The organism is Sandaracinus amylolyticus (genome assembly GCF_000737325.1).
GTDB lineage: Bacteria > Myxococcota_A > Polyangia > Polyangiales > Sandaracinaceae > Sandaracinus > Sandaracinus amylolyticus.
In genome coordinates, this window is sequence record NZ_CP011125.1 from 9,509,465 (window position 1) to 9,529,886 (window position 20,422).

The following is a 20,422-nucleotide window of genomic DNA, read 5'->3' on the forward strand; positions in this document are numbered from 1 at the left end:
ACGATCAGTCGGGCGACGACGCGAGCGCGCCCTTGCTCAGCGTGCGCCACTCGTAGGTGTACACGTCGAAGAGATCGCGCGGCGTGTGCCCCGCCTCGACGAGGCGATCGCGCAGCGTGCGCGCGACCGCGAGGTGCAGCCCGTACGCGGCGCCGGTCGGCGCGCCGATCGGCGGCGCGGTGAGCCCGAGCACGCGCGCCTGACGCTGGCTGACCGTCGGCTTCACCAGCACGTGCGCGTCCGGGTGCACGGCGGCCGAGAAGATCGTCGCGATCGTCCACGGCGCGTGCGCGGAGCCGAGCGAGCGCACGAACGCGTCGAAGCGCCGATCGTAGGGCTCGCTCCCGTGCAGCAGCTCGCGCAGCGTGCGCGCGACGTCGGCGTGCGCGGTCTCGGGGACGCGCTGGAACGCCGGGCGATCGGGCTTGGGGAACGCGAGCGCGTCGGTCGCGCCCAGCACCTTCGTCGCGTCCGCGAAGACCTCGTCGTGCGCGCCGCGCGCGAGGGCCGCGTCGAGCCGCTCGGCCGAGAGCAGCTCGCGCGCGAGCGCGATCAGCGCGTCGAGGTGGCGCTCGTCCCCGTCGAGCGTGCCGCGCTCCTCGCGCACGTAGCGAGCCCCCGCGAACCCGTCGGCGAAGCGCGACGCGAAGATCGCCTGCTGTCGCTCGAACGTGACCGTCGGCTCTGCGGGCGGCGCCTCGGCCGCGCTCTTCGATCGCGAGGCCTTCTTCTTCGACGCGGCGCTCGTCGGCGCGGGGCGACGCAGCAGCTGCCGCGCGAGCGACTCGCGCTCGCCCTCGGGCAGCTCGAGCTCGCGGATCGCGGTGTGGCCGTTCATGAACGTTCGTTCACCCGCGTGCTCGAACACGTACTTGGTGCGGTCGGGCAGCGCTTCCGCGATCACCGCGCGCCCCCACTCCGCGCGGGTCTGATGGGTGAAGACGCTCGGCGTCGTGGCGGCGGCGGCGGCTCGTGCGGCGCTCATGGGTGACCGTCCTGGCTGGAGTGCGGGTCACGGAGCATGTCGTCCCCGTGTCGCGCGCCTGCCACGACCACGAACGCGGTCAGGCTCGCTCGAGGCCGAAGCGCGGCGACGGGATGCGCGCCTCGCTCTCGAGCTTGTGCTCGCGCTCGTCGAGCGCGATCTGCCGCAGCAGATCCGCGACGCTCAGGTACGTGCCGTACTCGGCCTCGTAGCGCGACGCGAAGGGCTCGCGCTCGAGCTCCGGGTGCGCAGCCACGAACGCCATGTACTCGCGCTCGGCGTGGTCCTCGAAGTCGCGGTTCAGCGCGTAGCTCCACGCCGGATGGAGGACGTAGAGCAACCAGCTCAGGTGGTAGTAGACCATCGCGAGCACCTGCGGGATCGCGCGATGGAGCAGCCACGACTCGCGCGCGCCGAGCCGCGCGCAGAGCTCCTCGAGGATCAGCAGGTGCCACTGCTCGTTGTCCTGCTGGGCGCGGTGCTCGCTCACCGCGCCGAAGATGCGCGAGGGCGCGTCGGGGTCGCGATGGGTGTGGGTGATCGCGACGTACGCGACGTTCTCCCAGGCCTGGTAGGGCACGCGCGCGATCACCTCGAGCACGCGGAACTTCACGAGGCTCGCGGCGCGGCCGTACACGAGATCCATCACCGCGAAGAGCGCGCGGGCAGCGATGCCGTGGCGGATGCGGGGCGCGCGCAGGGTGCGCGCTTCTTCGTCACGGCGCGCCTCGGCGCGCCGCTCGAGCGTGGTGTCCATGACGATCTCCTCTCGGCGCGACGGCAGGGCCGCGCGCGTCGTCGTCTCTCGACGATCTGGGGTCAGTGTCCGCCCGCGGCGAACTTCATCCGGGCCGCGCCGCGCAGCGCGTCGGCCGCGGTGCGCGGCACCAGCGGCCCGTCGAAGTGCTTCGCGACCGGGATCGCGGGGTAGGTACGCGCGCGATGTGCGATGTCGAGCGCGCGCTCGGGGCCCAGCACCACTTCGCACGCCGCGTAGAGGCCCTGCTCCTCGAACGCCTCGTGGGCGATCAGGAGCGATCGCAGCTCGGCCACCAGCGCGACGTCGGGCGTGCCGACGAGCAGCGACGCGATCGCGCCGTGCTCGACGCGCACCCGGCGCGCGCCCTCGATCGGCTCGCCGCCGCGCACCACGCGCACCTCGGCGAGGATCAGCTTCTCCTCGATCGCGATGTGCCGGAGCAGCCGCGCGCGGAGCGCCTCGAACGCCTCGAGGTCGAGCAGGCCGGCCGCGTCGGCGCGCGCGAGGAGCGCGTCGAGCTCGCGGTGCTCGTCCTCGATCAGCGCGCGCAGCGTGCTGGTCACGACGCCTCGCTCTCGAGCCGCGGCGCGAGCACGTGGTTCTCGAGGTGCACGTGGATCAGCACGTCGCGCTCGAGGGTCTCGAGCTCGCGGAGCAGCGTGGTCCAGCTGCGGCACGCGCCCTCGGGCACGACGTAGTCGCGCGCCGCTTCGCGCATGCGCTCGAGCAGCGCGCCGACCCCGAGGTGCTCCTCGCGCATCGCGTCGAGCTCGTGCTGCGGGACGCGGTCGCCGCGCGCGATCATCGAGAAGAGCTCGAGCTCCTCGCGCTCGAGGTGCGGGCGCAGCGACGCGTCGAGCTCCTCGACGATCGTGCGCAGCTCGACGAGGCGCAGATCACGATCGCCGTGCACCCGGGCGACCTTCGCGGCGAGGGGCACGAGGAAGGGCAGCGCCTCGCGCAGGTAGCCGTGATGGCGCGTGACGATGTGCTGCGCGAGCGCGGGCGTGGAGAGCGCGCGCGGGTCGTCGTCGGTCGGGACCCGCGCGGCGATCGCGGCGTCGAGCTCGCGCGCGACCACGGCGGTGTCGAGCCCGCGGTCGGCGCACCAGTCGCGCAGCGGGCGCGCGCCGCGGCAGCAGAAGTCGATGCGGTGGCGCTGCAGCACCGCCGCGAGCTCGGGGTGCGCGGTCACGAGATCGGCCACCGGCCGAGAGACGTCGATGCTCATTTCCGGATCCTCCGCACCGACACGTTGCAGCGGAGGTGCCACCGAGATTTCGCTGCAAAACGCGAAGGAACGCGAGGACGCGCGTTCCATGATGGAACACGCGGAACGACGCTCAGCCCTTCACGGCGGCGACCAGCGCGGCACGGAACCAGGCGTGCGCGGGATCGTCCTGCGAGCGCGGGTGCCAGGCTGCGACGATCGTCGAGCCCGGGATCTCGATCGGAGGAGGGAAGAGGCGCAATCCGAACGGACGCGCGAGCGGCTCCATGATCCGGCGCGGCGCGGTGACCACGAGGTCCGAGCCCGCGACGATCGCGGGCGCCGGCGCGAACGCGTGGATGCGCAGCACGACGCGCCGCGCGAGGCCGCGCGCGGCGAGCGCGGTGTCGACGTGGCTGCCGGGATGCCCGCCCGGCGCGACCAGCAGGTGCGGCAGCTTCGCGTAGCGCTCGAGCGAGAGCCGCTTGCCGACGTCGGGATGATCGCGACGCACCGCGCACACCCAGCTCTCCTCGTAGAGGCGGGTGCGGTGCGCGTCGCGCGGCACGCTGCCCGAGACGCCGATCATCAGATCGACGCGCCCGCTCGCGAGCGACTCTGCGAGATCGTCGGTGTTCGGACGGGTGGTGATCGACACGCCGGGCGCCTCGTGCACGAGCAGCGGCGTGAGCCGCGAGAGGAGCTGCGCGTCGACGAACCCCGAGGTCGCGACGACGAACGTGCGCGTGAGCTGCGCGGGATCGAGCTCGGTCGGGCGCACCAGCGCGGCCGCGGCCTCGAGCACCGAGACGACGCGCGGCGCGAGCTCGTCGGCGCGCGCGGTGGGGACCATCCCGCGCGGCGTGCGCACGAACAGCGGATCGTCGAACGCATCGCGCAGCCGGGTGAGCGCGCGGCTCATCGCGGGCTGGCTGAGCCCCAGGCGGATCGCGGCGCGCGAGAGGTGGCGCTCGCGGTGGAGGGTGACGAAGCACCGCAACAGATCGAGGCTCGGGACGTCATCCACTTCGCGCATGATCGTCATAGCGTCGCATGCATTGGACGCATGACGAGGCCGAACACACGGTGAGCGCATCGAAGGAGAGAACGACATGCTCACGGTCTTCGGAGCCACGGGGAACACGGGATCGGTGGTCGCGGAGCGTCTGCTCGCAGCGGGCGCGAAGGTGCGCGCGGTGGTGCGCGATCGCGGCAAGGGCGCGGCGCTCGCCGCGAAGGGCGCGGAGCTGGTGGTGGGCGACGTCACCGACGCGGCGCTCGTCGCGCGCGCGCTCGAGGGCGCCGAGGGCGCGTACCTGATCGTGCCGCCCGATCTGCGGGCGACGGATCTTCTCGCGAAGAGCCGCTCGATCGTCGCGCACTACGTCGCGGGGCTCACGCGCGCGAAGGTGCCGCACGCGGTGTTCCTGTCGTCGGTGGGCGCCCAGCACGCGTCGGGCACCGGGCCGACGCGGCTGAGCCACGAGGCGGAGCGCGCGCTGCGCGCGGTGGGTGGCATCCGCTTCACGTTCGTGCGCGCGCCGTTCTTCATGGAGAACCTCCTCGCGAGCGCGCACGCGATGCGGAGCGACGGAGCGCTGCCGGTGATGGGCGGCGGGGAGCAGCACGCGATCCCGATGGTCGCGGCGCGCGATCTCGCGGACGTGGCGGCGGACGCGCTGCTCGCGCCGCCGAGCGCGACCGAGATCGTCGAGGTGCGCGGACCGCGGGATCGCAGCTTCGTCGAGGCGGCGGCGATCGCGTCGGAGATCCTCGGACGCGACGTGACGACGCGCGTGGTGCCCGTCGATGCGATCGTGCCGATGCTGACGAGCACCGGGATGTCGGAGAACGTCGCGTCGCTGTTCCGCGAGCTGAGCGAGGGCATCGCGCGCGGGCTGCTCTCCTACGAGGGCACGGGCCGCAGCGTGCGCGGCCGGGTGACGCTCGAGGAGGTGCTGCGTCGTGGTCTCGCGCCGAGCGATGCGAGCCTCGTCGTGCGGCGCGTGTTCGACGAGGTGGTGAACCAGCGTCGCATGGAGCTCTTGCCGGAGCTCTTCGCGGCGGACTACGTGGGCGCGCAGGGCGAGCGTGGGCCCGCCGCGTTCGGCGCGCTGATCGAGGGACTGCGCGGTGGGTTCCCCGACATCGAGTACGTGCTCGACGAGGTGATCACGCAGGGCGAACGCGTCGCGGTGCGGTGGTCGTGGTCGGGCACCCACCGCGGCGCGTTCCGAGGGATCGCGCCGACGGGACGCGCGATCACGCATCGCGGGATGAGCTTCTTCGAGCTGCGCGGAGGACGCATCACGCGCTCGTGGACCGAGCTCGACCGTCAGGCGTTCGCCGAGCGTCTGAGCGGATGACGCGCGTCAGCGCTGGCGCACGGCCCTTGCGCTCGCGCAGTGTCCGACCGGAGAGCTTGTGCGCGTGAGGTCGGACCTACGCAGCCTTGCATGAGCAGCTCGCAGGGCGCGTTCGACCTCAGCATCCACACCGCACGCGGCGTCGACGGCGCCGAGCGACGCACCGAGAAGGACTCACTCGGATCGGTGGACGTCCCGGCGTCGGCATATTGGGGCGTCCACACCGCGAGAGCGCTCGAGAACTTCGCGATCAGCGGACGTCCGATCGCCGACTATCCCGATCTCGTGCACGGCCTCGCGTGCGTGAAGCAGGCGGCGGCGCGCGCCAACGCGGAGATCGGCGCCCTGCCGCGCGAGCGCGCCGCGCTGATCGATCGCGCCGCCGCGCTGATCAAGAAGGGCCGCTTCCTCGACCAATTCGTGGTCGACGTGATGCAGGGCGGCGCCGGGACGTCGACGAACATGAACGCCAACGAGGTGATCGCGAACGTCGGGCTCGAGCTCGCCGGGCACCGTCTCGGCGACTATCGCCATCTCGATCCGCTCGACGACGTGAATCGCAGTCAGAGCACGAACGACGTCTATCCGACTGCGCTCAAGATCGCGCTCGACTCGGCGCTCGGTCGACTGCTCCGCGAGATGGAGTCGCTCGTCGGCGCGTTCCGAGAGCGCGGAAGCGTGTTCGCGGGTGTGCTCAAGGTGGGCCGCACGCAGCTCCAGGACGCCGTCCCGATGACGCTCGGACAAGAGCTCGAAGGGTTCGCGATCACGCTCGCCGACGACGTCGCGAACCTGCGCGAGATCGCGCACCACCTCCACGAGATCAACCTCGGCGCGACCGCGGTCGGCACCGGGATCACCGCCGATCCTCGCTATGCGTCGGCGGTGCGAAAGCATCTGTCGGAGATCACCGGCATCGAGCTGCGGACTGCCACGCACCTCGTCGCCGCGACGAGCGACATGGGCTCGTTCATGCAGCTCTCGGGCGGGCTCAAGCGCTTCGCGATGAAGCTCTCGAAGATCTGCAACGACCTGCGGCTGCTCGCGTCGGGCCCGCAGTGTGGGCTCGGCGAGATCCGACTTCCGCCGCGCCAGGCGGGCTCGAGCATCATGCCGGGCAAGGTGAACCCGGTGATCCCGGAGGTCGTCAACGAGGTCGCGTTCGTCGTCGCGGGCGCCGACGTGACCGTCGCGATGGCGTGCGAGGCCGGACAGCTGCAGCTCAACGCGTTCGGCCCGGTCGTCGCGCACGCGCTGCTCGAGAGCCTCAAGTGGCTCACCGCGGCGGTGATCACGCTGCGCGACAATTGCGTCGTCGGGATCGAGGCCAATCGGGCGCGGCTGGCCGAACAGACATCCTCGTTCGTCGGTGTGGTGACCGCGCTGACTCCGTACATCGGATATGCGGCGGCCGCGGATCTCGCGAGGCGCGCGCTGGACGGCGAAGGCACGATCGCCGAGCTCGTCGTGCGCGCCGGGCTGATGGATCGCGCCGACGTCGACGTGCTGCTCACGCCGGAGCGCTTGTCGGGACTGGACGTCTCGGTGCCTCGTCTCTCGCGCGACGGCCGCGCGCGAGAGACGGGCAATGGAGGACGCGAGCCGTGAGCCGGCTCAGTTCTTCACCTTCGCCTTCGGCTGCTCCGGTGCCTTGAAGTCCATCAAGAAGTCGATGAGGAGCCGCGTGCCGAACCCGGTCGCGCCCTTCGAGCGCCACGTCTTGTCGGTCTCGACGCGAGACGTGCCCGCGATGTCGATGTGCGCCCACGGCAGGCCGTTCACGAACTCCTCGAGGAAGAGCGCCGCGGTGATCTGACCGGCGAGCGGACCGCCGATGTTCTTGATGTCGGCCACCTCGGAGTCGAGCTCCTTGCGCAGCCGGCGATCGAGCGGGAACTGCCAGATCGTCTCGTCGGTGGTGTCGGCGGCCGCTTTGAGCTGATCGATCAGGCCCTGGTGATTGCCCATGATCCCGGCGTTGTCGTTGCCGAGCGCGCGCTCGCACGCGCCGGTGAGCGTCGCGATGTCGATGATCGCCTGCGGAGGCGGGCTCTCTTCGGTCGCCAGCACGAGCCCGTCCATCATCACGAGCCGTCCTTCGGCGTCGGTGTTGAGGACTTCGACGGTCTTCCCACCACGCGCCGTGAGCACGTCGCCGAGCCGCATGGCGTTTCCGCCAGGCATGTTGTCGGTGCACATCAGATATCCGGTGACTGCGTTCTTGCAGCCGAGGGCGGAGAGCGCGGACATCGCACCGAGGATCGCCGCGGCGCCCGACATATCCGTCTTCATCGCGGCGTGCACGAGGTCGTTCGGCTTCAGGCTGATGCCGCCCGAGTCGTACATGATGCCCTTGCCGATCAGCGAGATGCGGCCCGCGCCCTTGCCGTCGGCCTTCGGGCGATACGTGAGCTTGATGAGGCGCGGGGGCTCCGAGCTGCCGGCGTTGACGCCGAGCATTCCGCCGCAGCCGAGCTCGGCGAGCTTCTTCTCGTCGAAGACCTCGATCTCGAGGCCCGACGCGTCGGCGACGACCTTCGCGATCTCCGCCATGTGGCGCGCGGTGAGCAGCGTGGCCGGCGCGTTCGAGAGATCGCGCGCGAGCTCGGTCGCGCGCGCGGTGATGCGCCCGCGATCGATGCCGCGCTTCACCTCGTCCTCGCCGGCGCTCGAGACGATCGTGAGCTCTTCGAGCGGCGGCTCCTGCTCGGTCTTGCGCTTGAGCGGGCGATATCGATAGCGCGCGAGGAGCGCTCCTTCGACGGCGGCCTGCGCGACGTGCGCGAGCGAGACGTCGCGCAGCGCCGGGAGCGCGAACGCGAGGTGGCCGTAGTGAGCACCGGCGCGCGCGAAGCTCGCGGCCGCGTGCCGGAGCGAGGCGAGATCGCGCTCGGAGTCGGCACCGAGCCCGACCGCGACGAGCGCGGGCTGGCCGGGGCGCGGGACGACCAGCGTCTGGCCGGACTTTCCTTCGAACCCGGCGGCGGCGAGCGTGGCGCGATCGAGCCCGAGCTCGCTCGGCACGTCGCCCTCCGTGCCCACCGGCACACCGATCGCGCCCGCGTTCTTCGGCGCCGACTTCGCGACGCGGATCCTCGTCGCCGTGATCTCGTCGACCGAGGGCGCGGGGTGGAACTCGGCGACCGCCGCCGCGTGGAAGGACGGGAAGTTCATCATTCGACGGCTCTCCTTTTTCTCGTTCCGATTGGCGCGCTGACTGACACGCTCGCGCGACGTCAGAGTCCCCAGGGAAGTCCGAGCACCTGCCACAACGCGAGCAGGATCATCCACGCGACCGTCACGACGACGACGTACGGGAGCATCAGCGCGACCAGCGTCCCGACGCCCGCGTCCTTCTGGTACTTCGCGGAGAACGTGACGATCAGGGCGAAATACGCGTTCAGCGGCGAGACGGCGTTGAGCGGTCCGTCACCGACGCGATAGGCCGCGAGCACGGCCTCGGGCTCGACGCCCAGCCGCATCAGGAGCGGCACGAACACCGGCGCGAAGATCGCCCACTTCGGGATCGCGCCCGTCATGATCAGATCGAGCACCGCGACGACGAGCACGAACCCGAGGAGCAGGGGGAGCGCTCCGAGGCCCGCGTCCGCGAGGAAATCACCCATCTCGACCGCCGCGAGCGTCGCGAGGTTCGAGTAGGTGAAGAACGCGAGGAACTGGCTGATCACGAAGAGCAGGAAGATCAGGCCGCCGAGGCCCGACACGGCCTTCTCCATCGCGCCCGTGACGTCGGTGATCGACGTGATCGTCTTCGCGCCGAGCCCGTATCCCAGACCGGCCGCGAGGAAGATGAACGTGACCAGCACGATGAGGCCAGTCATCAGCGGCGAGTCGCCGATGAGCGTGCCAGTCTCGGGATTGCGCAGCGGCGCGCCGTCCGGGATCGAGAGCAGCGCGAACACCGCGAGGACTGCGAGCGTCGCCAGGCCCGCGAGCTTGAGCCCGCGCGACTCCGCGGCAGTCATTCCCTGGCTCTCGAGCGCAGGAGTCTCGCCGACATACGTACCGAGGCGAGGCTCGACGATCCTCTCGGTGACGATCGAGACGACGAGGGTCAGCACGATCACCGACGCGACCGAGAACCAGAAGTTCGCAGTGAGATCGATCGAGCCTTGCGGGTTGATGAGGTGAATCGCGTCGTTGGTGATCCCGGTGAGGATTCCATCGAGCGGCTTGATCAGGATGTTCACCGTGAACACCGCGGCGACACCGGCGAACGAGGCCGCGAGACCTGCCAGCGGATGACGCCCGATGCTGAGGAACGCCGCCGCGCCGAGCGGGATGAGCACGAGATAGCCGGCGTCGGCGGCGATGCTCGAGAGGATGCCGACGAACACCAGGATGTACGTCAGCGCCTTTCTCGGCGCGATGTGCACCAGCTTCTTGATCAGCGCGGTGATCAGCCCCGACGCGTCGGCGACTCCGACGCCGAGCATCGCGACGATGATCACGCCCACCGCGTTGAAGTTCATGAAATTCTGGACGACGTTCTCGTACATGAACCGAATGCCGTCCGCGGTGAGCAGGCTCTGGGCGTAGGTCGTCGTCATCGAGACCGCGTGGGTCTCGGGATCGATCGCCTCGTAGGTCACGCTCGCGCCGAGCGCGTAGAAGACGTGGGAGAGCACCACGACGAACGCGATCAGGAGGACGAAGATCACCGCGGGGTGCGGGACCTTGTTCCCCACCCGCTCGATGGTGTTCAGGAACCGCTCGAGCCTCGTCTTCTCTTCGCGAGCGGGAGGCTCGGCGGCTTCGTCGCCCGTAGGGATCACCATGCCGGGTGCGGTGGTGGTGGCCATCGATCGCTCTCCGTGTCGGTGGTTCGACGAGCACGCGCGACGGTTCTCCCTCCGCGGTGCGGCGCGGACGTGCCTCAGCGAACGACGTGCCGTTCGGAGACACGGGTCGCTTCTTGCGGTCTCGCCGGCGCAGTGCGCCGCGACCAGCGATTCGCGCCCTCGCGCCTGTGCCACCGCGCGACGAGGGCGAGCGCAGGGCGCGTCGCGGCGCGAGTCGTTCGCGGACACCAGGTCCGGGCGCGTGGGGCCTACGCCACGTCGGCGTGCACTCCAATCCGACGCAGCGCTCAGCGCGCGAAGTGGCGGAGATAGAGCACGAGCAACACGAACGAGACTCCGACGACGAGCGACGCGAGGTCCTCGAGCGTCGCGTGCGTGGTGCTCGCAGCCGCCGTGCGCTGCCGGACGAACGCCAAGAAGCGCTCGAGCTCGGCGTCGTTCTCGCGTCGGAGTCGATCGGTCGACATCGATCTCGTGCAGGTGGACGCGGGCCGGTCGACTTCAACGCTCGCGTCTGCGTCGGACGTGGCGATGCGTCTCGTCGAGTGTCGTGGGGCACGACCGTTGCTGCGTGTGGGCGGTGCGAGAGGAGAGGAGTTCGCGATGAACATTCGGAGAGCGTTCCTCGCCGGTGTGCTGGGCGGCGTGGTCATGGCCGTGCTCGGCAAGGTCGTGCCGGTCCAGCTCGAGACGATCCTCGGCACGTTCTTCCTCCCGCGTGGGGTGGGCGCGTGGGTGCTCGGGCTCGTGCTGCACCTCTTGATCAGCGGCGCGATCGCGCTGCTGTACGGGCTCGGCTTCGAGCGGATCACGCACCGCGCGACGGCGGGGATCGGCGTCGTGTTCTCGATCCTGCACGTCGTGATCGGCGGCCTCGCGTTCGGTGCGCTGCCCGCGATCCATCCGCTGATCCCCGAGCAGATCCGCGCGCCCGGCGCGTTCATGTCGAGCATCGGATTCGGCGGTGTGTTGCTCTTCGTGATCGAGCACATCGTGTACGGCGCGATCGTCGGACAGCTCTACGGGCGCGTGAGGCACCCGCGCGAATCGATGCCCGTCGCGCCGATGGGCCGCCCTGCGTGAGTGACGCGGCTCAGAACGGCCAGAGCAGAGGGATCACGAGCACGGCGACCACGACGAACGCGATCGTCAGCGGCAGACCGAGCCTCCAGAAGTCGCCGAACCGATATGCACCCGGCGCCGTGACCATCAGGTTCGCGGTGCTCGAGATGGGCGCGAAGAACGTCGTCGCGCACGCGACCGTCACGGCCATCAAGAACGGGCGCGGAGAGGCGCTGATCGCCTCCGCGGCCGACGTCGCGACGGGGATCGAGACGAGAGCGGTCGCGATCGCGCCGAGCACCTGGCCGATCGCGACGACGAACAAGAAGACGGCGGCGAGCGTCGCCGTCGCGCCGAGGTCCCCCACCACCTCGAGGAGCACGCGCGCGATCGAGTCGGCGGCCCCGGTCTCGTAGAGCACGGTCGAGAGCGGAAAGAGCCCGGCGACGAGCAGGACCGCGCTCCACGACACCGCGCGATAGGCCTGCTCGAGGCGGACCACGCGCAGCAGCACGAGCGCGCACGCGGCGACGACGCCGGCGATCGCGGCCGGCACCAGATCGAGGGCGAGGACGAGCACCATCGCGACGAGCACGGCGATCGTGCGACGCGCGCCGGGGCCCATCGGGACCGTCTGTCGAAGCACGACGTCGGGTGGATCGACGACGACGACCTCGTGATCCTCGGAGGTCCTGCGCAGCGCCTCCCACGTGCCCTCGACGAGCACCGCGTCGCCGACGGCGAGCGTGGTCGGCCGAGCGCCGCGATCGCGCCCCTGGCGCTGCACCGCGAGCACGAGGAGCCCGTCGGGCGTGAGCGCGCCCGGGAGCACCCGCAGACCCTCGATCCGCGAGCGCGGTGGGATGATGACCTCGACGACGCCGAGCTCGCGGCTGAAGAGCGCGTCCCCGTGCTCGCCGGTGCGATGGACCGCGCCGACCGAGAGCGACGCGTGGAGCACGAGGCGGCTGATCGCGTCGGAGGGCCCACGCACGACGAGCACGTCGCCCGCGCCGAGAACGTGATCGAGCGATGGATCGACGAGCTCTCCGGCCTGCACGCCGACGAGCTCCAGACCGGCGTGATCGGAGAGGTCCAATTCCCCTCGTCGGACTCCCACGAAGGGCGAGCCCGCTCGCAGCCGCAGGCGATACAAGCCGCCTTCGAGGCCATACTGCTCGATCAGCGTGCGCGCGTGCTGAGCGAGATCGGGGGAGCGCGTGGCGGGGCGGCGCTCGGGCAGCACCTTCGGGCCGAGGAGCGTGACGACGAGCACCGCGACGACGAGCAGCGGGGCGCCGACGAGCCCGAACTCGAAGAACGTGAAGCGCTCGCCGGTGCTCGACGCCGCCGCGTCGGAGACCAGCACGTTGACCGGCGTGCCCGAGAGCACGAGCAGCGACCCGGTGGTCGCCGCGAACGCGAGCGGCATCGCCAGGGTCGAGGGCGGACGCCCGGTGCGCACCGCGATCGCCACGATCATCGGGAGCAGCGCCGCGACCGCGCCGTTGGGGCTGATGAGCGCGGAGAGCAGCGCCGCGACCACCATGATCACGACGACCATGCGGCGCGGGTCCTGTCCGACGACCGCGAGCACGCGCTGGCTCGTCCACGCGGTCACGCCGGTCGCGTCGAGCGCTTCGCTGATCACGAAGAGCGCCGCGAGGAACGGAACCACGGGGTCGCCGAACCCGGCGAACGCGCCGGCGACGTCGACGAGCCCGAGCGCGAAGAGCGCGAGCGCGGTCCCCATCGCGACGAGGGGAGCCGGGACCCGATTCGACACGAAGAGGACGACGGCACCCGCGAGGACCCACAAGCTCGACGTCGCGTCGTCCACGGCGAGCAATTCGGAGCGGCGTGGCCGCGCTCCAAGGTCACCGTCCACGAGGCTCCCGTCGAGTCAGAAGAGCGTCGAATATCCGATCTCGAATCCGACGCTGACAGTCGTGTTGAAGTGCGAGTCGCCGTTGTCGTCGACTTCGCTGCCCATGATGATCGGCACCCGGACCGACGGATTCAGCATGCGCCCCGCGCCGAGCGCGATGTTCGCGCCGACGCGCGGCGCGACGTCGAATCCCGCGGTGACTCCGTCGTATCCGACGCCGAGGCCGAGACCGCCGAAGAGGAACAGATCGTCGGCGATCACCGGGACGTGATAGCTGGGCTCGAGCAGCACAGCGACGGTGGTGCCGGAGTGGCGACTGCCATCGTCATCACGGACGTTCTCGTACTCGACTGCCACCTGGAGCGAGAGCTCGAGATAGTCGATGATGAAGACACCGACGCTCGGAGTGATGTTCAGCGTGAACACGTCCTCGGTCCACATTCCTCCGAGGCTGCCTCCGAGCTCGAACACGCCGGCGTCGCCGTAGCTGGGCGCATCGTCCTGGTCTTCCTCGGGCGGACACAGCGCCTCCGGGGGACCGGCCTCGATCTCGGGCGCTCCGCGATAGGCGCTCGGAACCGGCTCTTCGTCGGGCTCCTGCGCGCGCGCCACTGCGCTGGTGGCCATTGCGAGCGCGATCACCAGCACACGCTTGGTCGTCGCCATCTGCCGCCCTCCTCGCTCCGATGCGAGCGGCGAGCTCTGGTGCATGCTGGATGCCGCGAGCGCCGTTGGACGGCCGTGCTCGTCTCGAGACGAGCACGCGCCGTCGCGACGTTCTCCACGGTGCCGAACGCTCGACGGCCGCACGCGCTGCGCGGCGAGGGCCGGACGCCACGACTCGCAAGCGACGTGCGTGGCGCGGCGCGGGTCGCGCGCACGGGGACCGGTCCTCAGGCCACGCTCGCGCCGCGCGGCGGACGGAGCACGCGACGACCGCGCGCGGCGAGCGGCGGATCGTAGACGACCCGCGTCCCCGCGATCCGGTCGTGCCAGCCGCGGCGATCGGGATCGAAGAGGATCCAGACGAAGCCGAGGTAGAGCGGCAGGGCGGCGAGGATGCACCCGACGAAGCGCAGCAAGGCGCGCGCGAACGGGAGGCGCGCACCGCCGTTCGCCGGCACCACGCGCAGGCCGAGGAGCAGCAGGCCGGCGGTGCGACCGGCGATCGCCCAGAGGCCCACAAAGTAGACGGCGGCGATCGTCGCGCACGATGCGCCGGCGAGCGCGCTGGTGACCTCGCGCGTCCAGCTCGACGAGGGCAGGAGCATCGAGCCGGTGACGTCGACGAACCACGCGGCGGCGCTCGAGCCGGCGCCGACCAGCGCGAGATCGATCACGAACGCCGCGAAACGACTGACGATCCCGGCGGGCTCCGCCTCGTCGCTCACGACCTACGCTCCTCGGCTCGCGCGGCGCCGCAGCGCCGCGAGCTGAGCGCGCGGATCGTCGATCCATCGCTGGAACGCCGCGGAGACGCTGTCGTCCGCCTCGGCCACCGCGGCGCGCAGCTCGTCGAGCGCGGTGCTGGTGACGGATGCGCTCTGCGTCGCGACGAGCGCCTGCACGTCGGGGTTCGTCGCGAGCCGATCGAACACGCGATCGGAGAGCTCGCGCAGCCCGACACGCGCGAGGTCGCGACCGCGCGCTTCTTCGTCGCGGCCGACGCGCTCGGCGAGCGTCATCTCGTCGCGCCACGTCGCGCGCAACACGTCGACGCGGCCGGCGACCCGGCGCGCGATCGCCGAGCGCGCGAAGGGCCTCCACCACGGCGCGAGGCGCGCCGCGAGATGCGTGCACGACGCACGACCGCGCGCGATCGCGTCGCTCGCGTGCGAGGGTGCGCGCACGCAGAGCCCGACCACGCGATGCCAGCGCGCCGAGCCGCGCACGACGTCGCGCGGCGCGTGCCCGTCCCACGCCCGGAGATCCGACCCGAGCCGCTCGCGCGCGAGCGACAGACAGCCGACCACGAAGCGCAGCGCGATCCGCGGCGTCGTGTCGCGCTCGTCCTCGTGATCCTCCACCGCGTCCATCGCGCGACGTCGTCGCAAGAGCGGTGCCGGTCGCGGATCGGCAAGTGCCTATCGCTCGGACATGCGCCACCCGATGCTGCGCCGGTTGCTGAGCGATCCGTTCTATCTCGTGATGCTCACGGCGCTCCTGCTCGGCGCGGCGCTCGGGCGTTTCGTCACGCAGGAGGGGCTCGGTGAGGAGCTGACGTACGCGCTCGGCCGCGCGTGGCGCGGCACGGCGGACGGCGCGCGCGAGGCGCTCGCGGCGATGTTCGGGTTCCAGTTCACCGTGCTGACGATCGTGCTCTCGCTGAACGCGCCGGTCGTGCAGTCGGCGGCGAACCAGTACTCACCGCGGCTCGTGCCGTTCTATCTGAAGAACGCGCCGCTCCGGCGCGCGATGCCGCTCTTCGTGCTCGCGACGGGCTACATCGCCGCAGGCCTGCGCGAGCTCGGGCTCCAGGTGGAGCCGGTGTCGCGACCGCAGCCCGTCGTCACCGGCGCGCTCGCGCTGCTCGTCCTCGCGTTCGCGCTGCTGATGATCGACATGAACCGGACGTTCCGCTTCATGCGCGTCGAGCGCGTGCTCGCGCTGGTGCGCGAGTCGACGTTCGAGGCCGCGGATCGTCTGCGCGCCGATGCCCGCTCGCTCGCGCTCGATCGCGTGGCGCGGCTGACGCTGCCGGCGTGGGCGCACCCGCTTCCGTCGCCGGGCTCGGGGTACCTCGCGCGGGTCGACGTCGCGCGGCTCGCGCACGTGGCGCGTCGCGCCGGCGTGCGCGTGCGGATCAGCCGGCCGATCGGCGACTACCTCGACGAGGGCGAGGTCGTCGGCTGGGTGATGACCGATGCCGCGAGCGGACCGGTGTCGCCGCGCGTCATGGCGCGGCTCGGGCGCGCGCTCGAGGCGAGCCCGACGCGCGACCACGCGTACGATCCGGGCTACGGCATCCGCATCCTCGCCGACGTCGCGTCGCGCGCGCTCTCGTCGTCGTCGAACGACTCGTACACCGCGCGCCAGGCGCTGCAGCAGCTGCGCTCGGTGCTGCGACACCTCGCGCGCGAGCCGGTCGGCGATTGGAACGTGCTCGACCGCGATCGCACGCCGCGCGTGTCGGTGATGGCGACCGATCTCCGCGAGTACGTGTCGCTCGCGATCGACGCCCCGCTGCGCCACGGCGCGAGCGATCTCGAGGTGCTCGACGCCGTGCTCGAGATCGCGCTCGAGATGGGCCTGGTCGCGCCCGACCCCGAGCGACGCGCGGTCGCGCACGAGCTCGTCACGAAGGTGCTCTCCGACGCGACGCGCTACGGGAACCTCGACGACGCGAAGCTCGCGCACCTCCACGGCGAGGCCGCGATCGTGCGCGCGTCGCTCGAGCGCAACGCACCGCGCGCGGAGCGCCTCGCGCGCGCCCACTGGGCGCTTCCGCCGCGTGCGCTGGCGTGATCGTCGATCAGCTCGGGCGCGGCGAGCGCGCGCGCTTCGCGCGTGCCTTGGGGCTCGACGTCGACGCGCGGGCGCGCTGCCCGAGCTTGTTCCCCGAGCGCAGCCGGTTCGGCCCGCCGGGGCGCGTCGACTTGCGCGACGGCGTGTCGCGCGCCGAGTCCTCGAGCGCCGCCGCCATCCGCGAGGTCCGCTTCTTCGTGTTGCGCCGCGCGGTCGACGTCCCGCCTGCGCGACGCGCGGTCGCGCTCACCCCGGGCATCGACGTGTCGACGTACGCATCGCGACGCCGCTTCTCCGGGCGATCGAGCGCCGCGGTGAGGTTCTCGGCGCTGCGCCCGACGCGCCGCCCGATCAGGCTGCCCGCGACCGCGACCTGCTTCGCGCGACGCGCGGGTGTCTTCTTCTTCGCCGCGGCCTTCTTCGTCGTGGGCGGCGGCGCCGCGATCGCGCGCTTGTCGACCGTTCGCTGCGCGCCCGTCTTCACCTTCGGGAGCACCGCCGCGAACGCCTTCGGCGCGGTCGCGCCCCGCGCGCTCGCGATCACGCTCGGGATGCCGCTCATCACGAGGCGCACGCGACACTCGACGTCCACGCCACCGCGCGGTCCGTTCACGTCCTCGAAGCGCACCGTGCCGCGCTCGATCAGCGTCGCCATGTGGCCGACCGCGCGCGCCAGGCGCACGCGGATCGCGGTCTCGAACGCGGGCGTGAGCGGCACCGAGCTGCGGATCGCGATCGGCGTCGCGCTCACCTCGGTGCGTCCGCGCCGACGCGCTCGACCCCCTGCCGTCTTCGCCGTGAACTTCCGCTGCGGAGTCTTCGTGTTCGCCATCGCTGTGTTCCTCGGCGCTCTTCGGCACATGGGATCGGTGATCGTCACGACAACGTCGCGCGTCGCTCGTCGCCGTCGGGAGCAGGGCCCTCCTCGAGGCGCACGCGCGGCAGATAGCGCCCGCCGTCGAGCGTCTGCAGCACGCCGAGCACGTGCTCGCGCACGTCGCACTGCAGCTTCACGAGCGCCCCGGAGTCGGCCGCGCTGACGAGGACGCGGAGCGTCGCGGTGCGATCCTCGATCGCGATGACCTGCACCGCGAGCGTCGCTCCGTCGAAGCGCGGATGATCGCGCACGTAGCGCTCGACCTCGACGCGCAGCGCAGCGAACGGCGTCGTGAAGTCCACCGGCACCAGCACCACGCCGACGATGTCGGTGCCGAGCCGCGTCCAGTTCTCGAACGGCGTCTCGAGCAGCTTCGGGATCGGGAGGATCAGGCGACGCCGATCCCAGAGGCGCAGCACGACGTAGCTCAGGTTGATCTCCTCGACGGTGCCCGTCTCGCCCTCGATCGCGATCTCGTCGCCGACCCGCAGCGGCTGGGAGAACGAGAGCTGCATCCCCGCGAACAAGTTGCCGAGCGTCCGCTGGGCCGCGATGCCGAGCACGATGCCCGCGACGCCCGCCGACGCGAGCAACGACACGCCGATCTCGCGCACCACGTCGAACTGGAGCAGCACCACCGCGATCGTCACCACGACGCCCGCGACGTGGAGCACGCGTCGCACGATGCCGGCGCGGGTGCGCACGCCGCGCGCGCGCCAGTGATCCTCGGTCGCCGCGCGCTCCTCCACGCGCTCGGCGACGAGATCGACGAAGTGCCAGAACGCCCAGCCGACCGCGAGCGACCACCCCGCGACGTAGGCGCGACCGAGCACGTCGATCGCGCCTCGCGAGAACCGGATCACGATCGCGAAGATCCCCAGGAACGCCAGCGACAGCGCCGCGCGCTTCGGTCCGCGCAGGCGCTCGAAGAGCGCGTCGACGAAGGGGTCCTCGAGCCGGCGCGCGAATCGACGCGCGATCGCGCTCGTGATCCGATCGGTGAGGAACGCGCACCCGAGCGCGAGCAGCAGCGCGATCGGGAGCACGATCCACTGCCATGGCTCGAGCTGCAGCACGCGCGGCCGATGGAGCCACTCGGGCGTGCGGCTCCCGATCGGCCCGCGGTCGACGCCCTCCGCGAGCAGCGGCGCGGCGCGCACCGTCGCCGCCGAGAACTTCCAGGCCGGCGCCTCGCCTCCGCGGACGCGGCGCAGCACCACACCTTGCTCGACGGTCGGCAGCCGGAGGATCTCGACCGCGCGATCGCCGCCCGGCTCGGGCTCGTCGGGCAGCGTCGTCGGCAGCACGCGCTCGTCGCTGAGCACCATCTCGAGATCGCGCGCGGCCTCGCGGCCCACCTCGGCGCGCTGATCGCGCGGCACCTCGCGGAGATCGAGCGCGTGCGCGGCGACGTCCCACTCCCCGTCGCGCGCGCTCGCGAGGAACGACGCGAGCAACCGCCGCGGCGTCGAGTGATCGATCGACGGCTCGTCGTCCGCGGTCTCGAGCTCGAGCGGCGCGGGCTCCTGAGCGCGCGCACGATCGGCGAGCACCACCACCGAGAGCCACAACGCCGCGACGACGGCGAGCTCGCACCTCGCGCTCACGCGGACACCTCGTGTGCTCGTAGGGATCGCGAGCGCGGCGCACAACGTCCCGCGATCCGGCGCCCCGAGACGCTGCTCTCGAGGCGCGGTCGCACGTCTGCTCCATGCGTTCCATGATGGAACACATGGACCACGTGCACGTCGCCGGAGAGACCTGCCCGCACTGCGGTCTGCTCCCGGTCGCGAAAGGGACGCGGCACGCGCAGCGCGTCGTGTGCGAGAGCCGCGCGATGCGCGAGCTGTTCCGGCGCGCGGCGCGCTTCGCGGAGAACGACGCGCCGGTCGTGATCACCGGCGAGAGCGGGACCGGCAAGGAGGTCGTCGCGCGCGTGCTGCACGCGAACGGGCCGCGCACGAGCAAGGCGTTCGTCGCGGTGAACGTCGCGGCGCTGCCCGCGGAGCTGCTCGAGTCCGAGCTCTTCGGCCATGCGCGCGGCGCGTTCACCGGCGCGCACAAGGACAAGGCCGGGCTCTTCGAGGAGGCGGACGGCGGGGTCCTCTTCCTCGACGAGATCGGCGAGATGCCGCTCGCGCTCCAGGCGAAGCTGCTGCGCGCGCTCGCGGAAGGAGAGGTGCGCCGCGTGGGCGACAACCGCGCGTTCGCGGTCGACGTGCGGATCGTGTGCGCGACGCATCGCGACCTCGCGCAGCTGGTGCGCGAGGGGCGCTTCCGCGAGGACCTCTACTACCGCCTCAAGGTGCTCACGCTGCGCGTGCCCCCGCTGCGCGAGCGGCGCGACGACGTGCTCGCGCTCGCGAAGGGCTTCCTCGCGGCGGAGCCGCGCACCAAGGCGAAGGGCTTCGCGCAGGACGCGAAGGACGCGCTGCTCGCATATGCGTGGCCGGGCAACGTGCGCGAGCTGCAGAGCGCGGTGAAGCACGGCGCGGCGCTGGCGCGCGGCAGCGAGATCCGGCTCGAGGACTTGCCCGAGGAGCTCTCGTCGCCGAGCGTCGAGGCGCCGAAGGAGCGCGTGAAGCTGCGCCCGCTCGTCGAGGTCGAGCGCGAGCACGTGCTCGGTGTGCTCGAGGCATCGGGTGGGAACGTGGGCGACGCGGCGCGCGTGCTGGGGATCGGGCGCAACACGCTGTGGCGGAAGCTGAAGAGCTGGGAGTGAGTCAGTCCTGGGTGCAGAGACCGCGCGCGGGGTCGCCCGTGCGCGGCGTGCACGACCAGCCCTCGGGGCAACCGGTCGATTGCGCATCGGGTCGACAACGGCGCGTGCAGTACGGCGCGCCCTCGCTCGCACCGCAGACGAGCACGTCCTCGCAGTCGTCGTGCGACGTGCACTCCGAGCCGAGATGGCCGGTGTTGCACCCGGCGAGGAGCACGACGAAGAGCGAGAGCGCGAGCCTCATCTCGAGCAGACTGCCACGCCGCT

Annotated in this window: 20 protein-coding genes; 5 read left to right on the forward strand and 15 right to left on the reverse strand. The window is 71.6% G+C overall.

What is annotated here, in order from left to right; genetic code table 11:
• Positions 1–4 precede the first annotated feature (4 nt).
• The 5 genes from DB32_RS40245 to DB32_RS40265 form a co-directional block, all read right to left on the reverse strand.
• Positions 5–985, reverse strand: coding sequence for a hypothetical protein (locus DB32_RS40245; protein ID WP_053237966.1), 981 nt, complete (start codon positions 983–985; stop codon positions 5–7).
• Positions 986–1,064: 79 nt separating this feature from the next.
• Complete coding sequence (locus DB32_RS40250; protein ID WP_053237967.1) at positions 1,065–1,742, reverse strand: alternative oxidase; 678 nt, start codon at positions 1,740–1,742, stop codon at positions 1,065–1,067.
• Positions 1,743–1,804: 62 nt separating this feature from the next.
• Positions 1,805–2,308, reverse strand: a complete 504-nt coding sequence (locus DB32_RS40255; RefSeq protein WP_053237968.1) for a hemerythrin domain-containing protein — start codon at positions 2,306–2,308, stop codon at positions 1,805–1,807.
• The gene (locus tag DB32_RS40260) at positions 2,305–2,976 is read right to left on the reverse strand and encodes a DUF542 domain-containing protein (RefSeq protein WP_053237969.1); all 672 of its coding nucleotides are present in this window, start codon (positions 2,974–2,976) and stop codon (positions 2,305–2,307) included. The genes DB32_RS40255 and DB32_RS40260 overlap by 4 nt, the downstream gene beginning before the upstream one ends.
• A 112-nt stretch (positions 2,977–3,088) precedes the next feature.
• Positions 3,089–3,991 (reverse strand): LysR family transcriptional regulator, encoded by a 903-nt coding sequence (locus tag DB32_RS40265; protein ID WP_075098144.1) that lies wholly within the window; start codon positions 3,989–3,991, stop codon positions 3,089–3,091.
• Between the two features lie 76 nt (positions 3,992–4,067).
• Here DB32_RS40265 and DB32_RS40270 point away from each other — a divergent pair, with 76 nt between their 5' ends.
• Together DB32_RS40270 and DB32_RS40275 are read left to right on the forward strand one after the other, a co-directional pair.
• A complete protein-coding gene (locus DB32_RS40270) occupies positions 4,068–5,321 on the forward strand; it encodes an ester cyclase (protein ID WP_053237971.1) in 1,254 nt (417 codons plus the stop codon).
• 90 nt (positions 5,322–5,411) lie between these two features.
• A complete protein-coding gene (locus DB32_RS40275; protein ID WP_053237972.1) occupies positions 5,412–6,929 on the forward strand; it encodes an aspartate ammonia-lyase in 1,518 nt (505 codons plus the stop codon).
• A 6-nt stretch (positions 6,930–6,935) separates the two neighbouring features.
• On the opposite strand, the gene DB32_RS40280 is transcribed toward DB32_RS40275, so the two are convergent.
• The 3 genes from DB32_RS40280 to DB32_RS40290 form a co-directional block, all read right to left on the reverse strand.
• The gene (locus DB32_RS40280) at positions 6,936–8,495 is read right to left on the reverse strand and encodes a leucyl aminopeptidase (protein ID WP_053239119.1); all 1,560 of its coding nucleotides are present in this window, start codon (positions 8,493–8,495) and stop codon (positions 6,936–6,938) included.
• 62 nt (positions 8,496–8,557) lie between these two features.
• Positions 8,558–10,120 carry an AbgT family transporter gene (locus DB32_RS40285; protein WP_053237973.1) on the reverse strand — a complete coding sequence of 521 codons (1,563 nt, stop codon included), beginning with the start codon at positions 10,118–10,120 and terminating at the stop codon, positions 8,558–8,560.
• A gap of 311 nt (positions 10,121–10,431) precedes the next feature.
• Entirely contained in the window at positions 10,432–10,611 is a 180-nt protein-coding gene (locus tag DB32_RS40290) for a hypothetical protein (protein WP_053237974.1), read from the reverse strand.
• Positions 10,612–10,747: 136 nt separating this feature from the next.
• Here DB32_RS40290 and DB32_RS40295 point away from each other — a divergent pair, with 136 nt between their 5' ends.
• Entirely contained in the window at positions 10,748–11,227 is a 480-nt protein-coding gene (locus tag DB32_RS40295) for a hypothetical protein (protein WP_157070181.1), read from the forward strand.
• Between the two features lie 10 nt (positions 11,228–11,237).
• Here DB32_RS40295 and DB32_RS40300 read toward each other — a convergent pair whose 3' ends face one another.
• The 4 genes from DB32_RS40300 to DB32_RS40315 all read right to left on the reverse strand — a co-directional run bounded on the left by DB32_RS40300 (position 11,238) and on the right by DB32_RS40315 (position 15,130).
• Complete coding sequence (locus DB32_RS40300) at positions 11,238–13,094, reverse strand: SLC13 family permease (RefSeq protein ID WP_157070184.1); 1,857 nt, start codon at positions 13,092–13,094, stop codon at positions 11,238–11,240.
• Between the two features lie 15 nt (positions 13,095–13,109).
• A complete protein-coding gene (locus tag DB32_RS40305) occupies positions 13,110–13,760 on the reverse strand; it encodes a hypothetical protein (protein WP_157070186.1) in 651 nt (216 codons plus the stop codon).
• A gap of 227 nt (positions 13,761–13,987) precedes the next feature.
• Positions 13,988–14,485 (reverse strand): RDD family protein, encoded by a 498-nt coding sequence (locus tag DB32_RS40310; protein ID WP_053237978.1) that lies wholly within the window; start codon positions 14,483–14,485, stop codon positions 13,988–13,990.
• Positions 14,486–14,488: 3 nt separating this feature from the next.
• Positions 14,489–15,130 carry a hypothetical protein gene (locus DB32_RS40315; RefSeq protein WP_053237979.1) on the reverse strand — a complete coding sequence of 214 codons (642 nt, stop codon included), beginning with the start codon at positions 15,128–15,130 and terminating at the stop codon, positions 14,489–14,491.
• Positions 15,131–15,191: 61 nt separating this feature from the next.
• Here DB32_RS40315 and DB32_RS40320 point away from each other — a divergent pair, with 61 nt between their 5' ends.
• Entirely contained in the window at positions 15,192–16,559 is a 1,368-nt protein-coding gene (locus DB32_RS40320) for a DUF2254 domain-containing protein (protein WP_053237980.1), read from the forward strand.
• Between the two features lie 7 nt (positions 16,560–16,566).
• On the opposite strand, the gene DB32_RS40325 is transcribed toward DB32_RS40320, so the two are convergent.
• Positions 16,567–17,391 carry a hypothetical protein gene (locus DB32_RS40325; protein ID WP_053237981.1) on the reverse strand — a complete coding sequence of 275 codons (825 nt, stop codon included), beginning with the start codon at positions 17,389–17,391 and terminating at the stop codon, positions 16,567–16,569.
• A gap of 44 nt (positions 17,392–17,435) precedes the next feature.
• The gene (locus tag DB32_RS40330) at positions 17,436–19,043 is read right to left on the reverse strand and encodes a mechanosensitive ion channel family protein (protein ID WP_053237982.1); all 1,608 of its coding nucleotides are present in this window, start codon (positions 19,041–19,043) and stop codon (positions 17,436–17,438) included.
• A gap of 125 nt (positions 19,044–19,168) precedes the next feature.
• Here DB32_RS40330 and DB32_RS40335 point away from each other — a divergent pair, with 125 nt between their 5' ends.
• Positions 19,169–20,158 carry a sigma-54 interaction domain-containing protein gene (locus DB32_RS40335; protein ID WP_053237983.1) on the forward strand — a complete coding sequence of 330 codons (990 nt, stop codon included), beginning with the start codon at positions 19,169–19,171 and terminating at the stop codon, positions 20,156–20,158.
• Between the two features lies 1 nt (position 20,159).
• Here DB32_RS40335 and DB32_RS40340 read toward each other — a convergent pair whose 3' ends face one another.
• Complete coding sequence (locus tag DB32_RS40340) at positions 20,160–20,399, reverse strand: hypothetical protein (protein WP_053237984.1); 240 nt, start codon at positions 20,397–20,399, stop codon at positions 20,160–20,162.
• Positions 20,400–20,422: the final 23 nt, after the last annotated feature.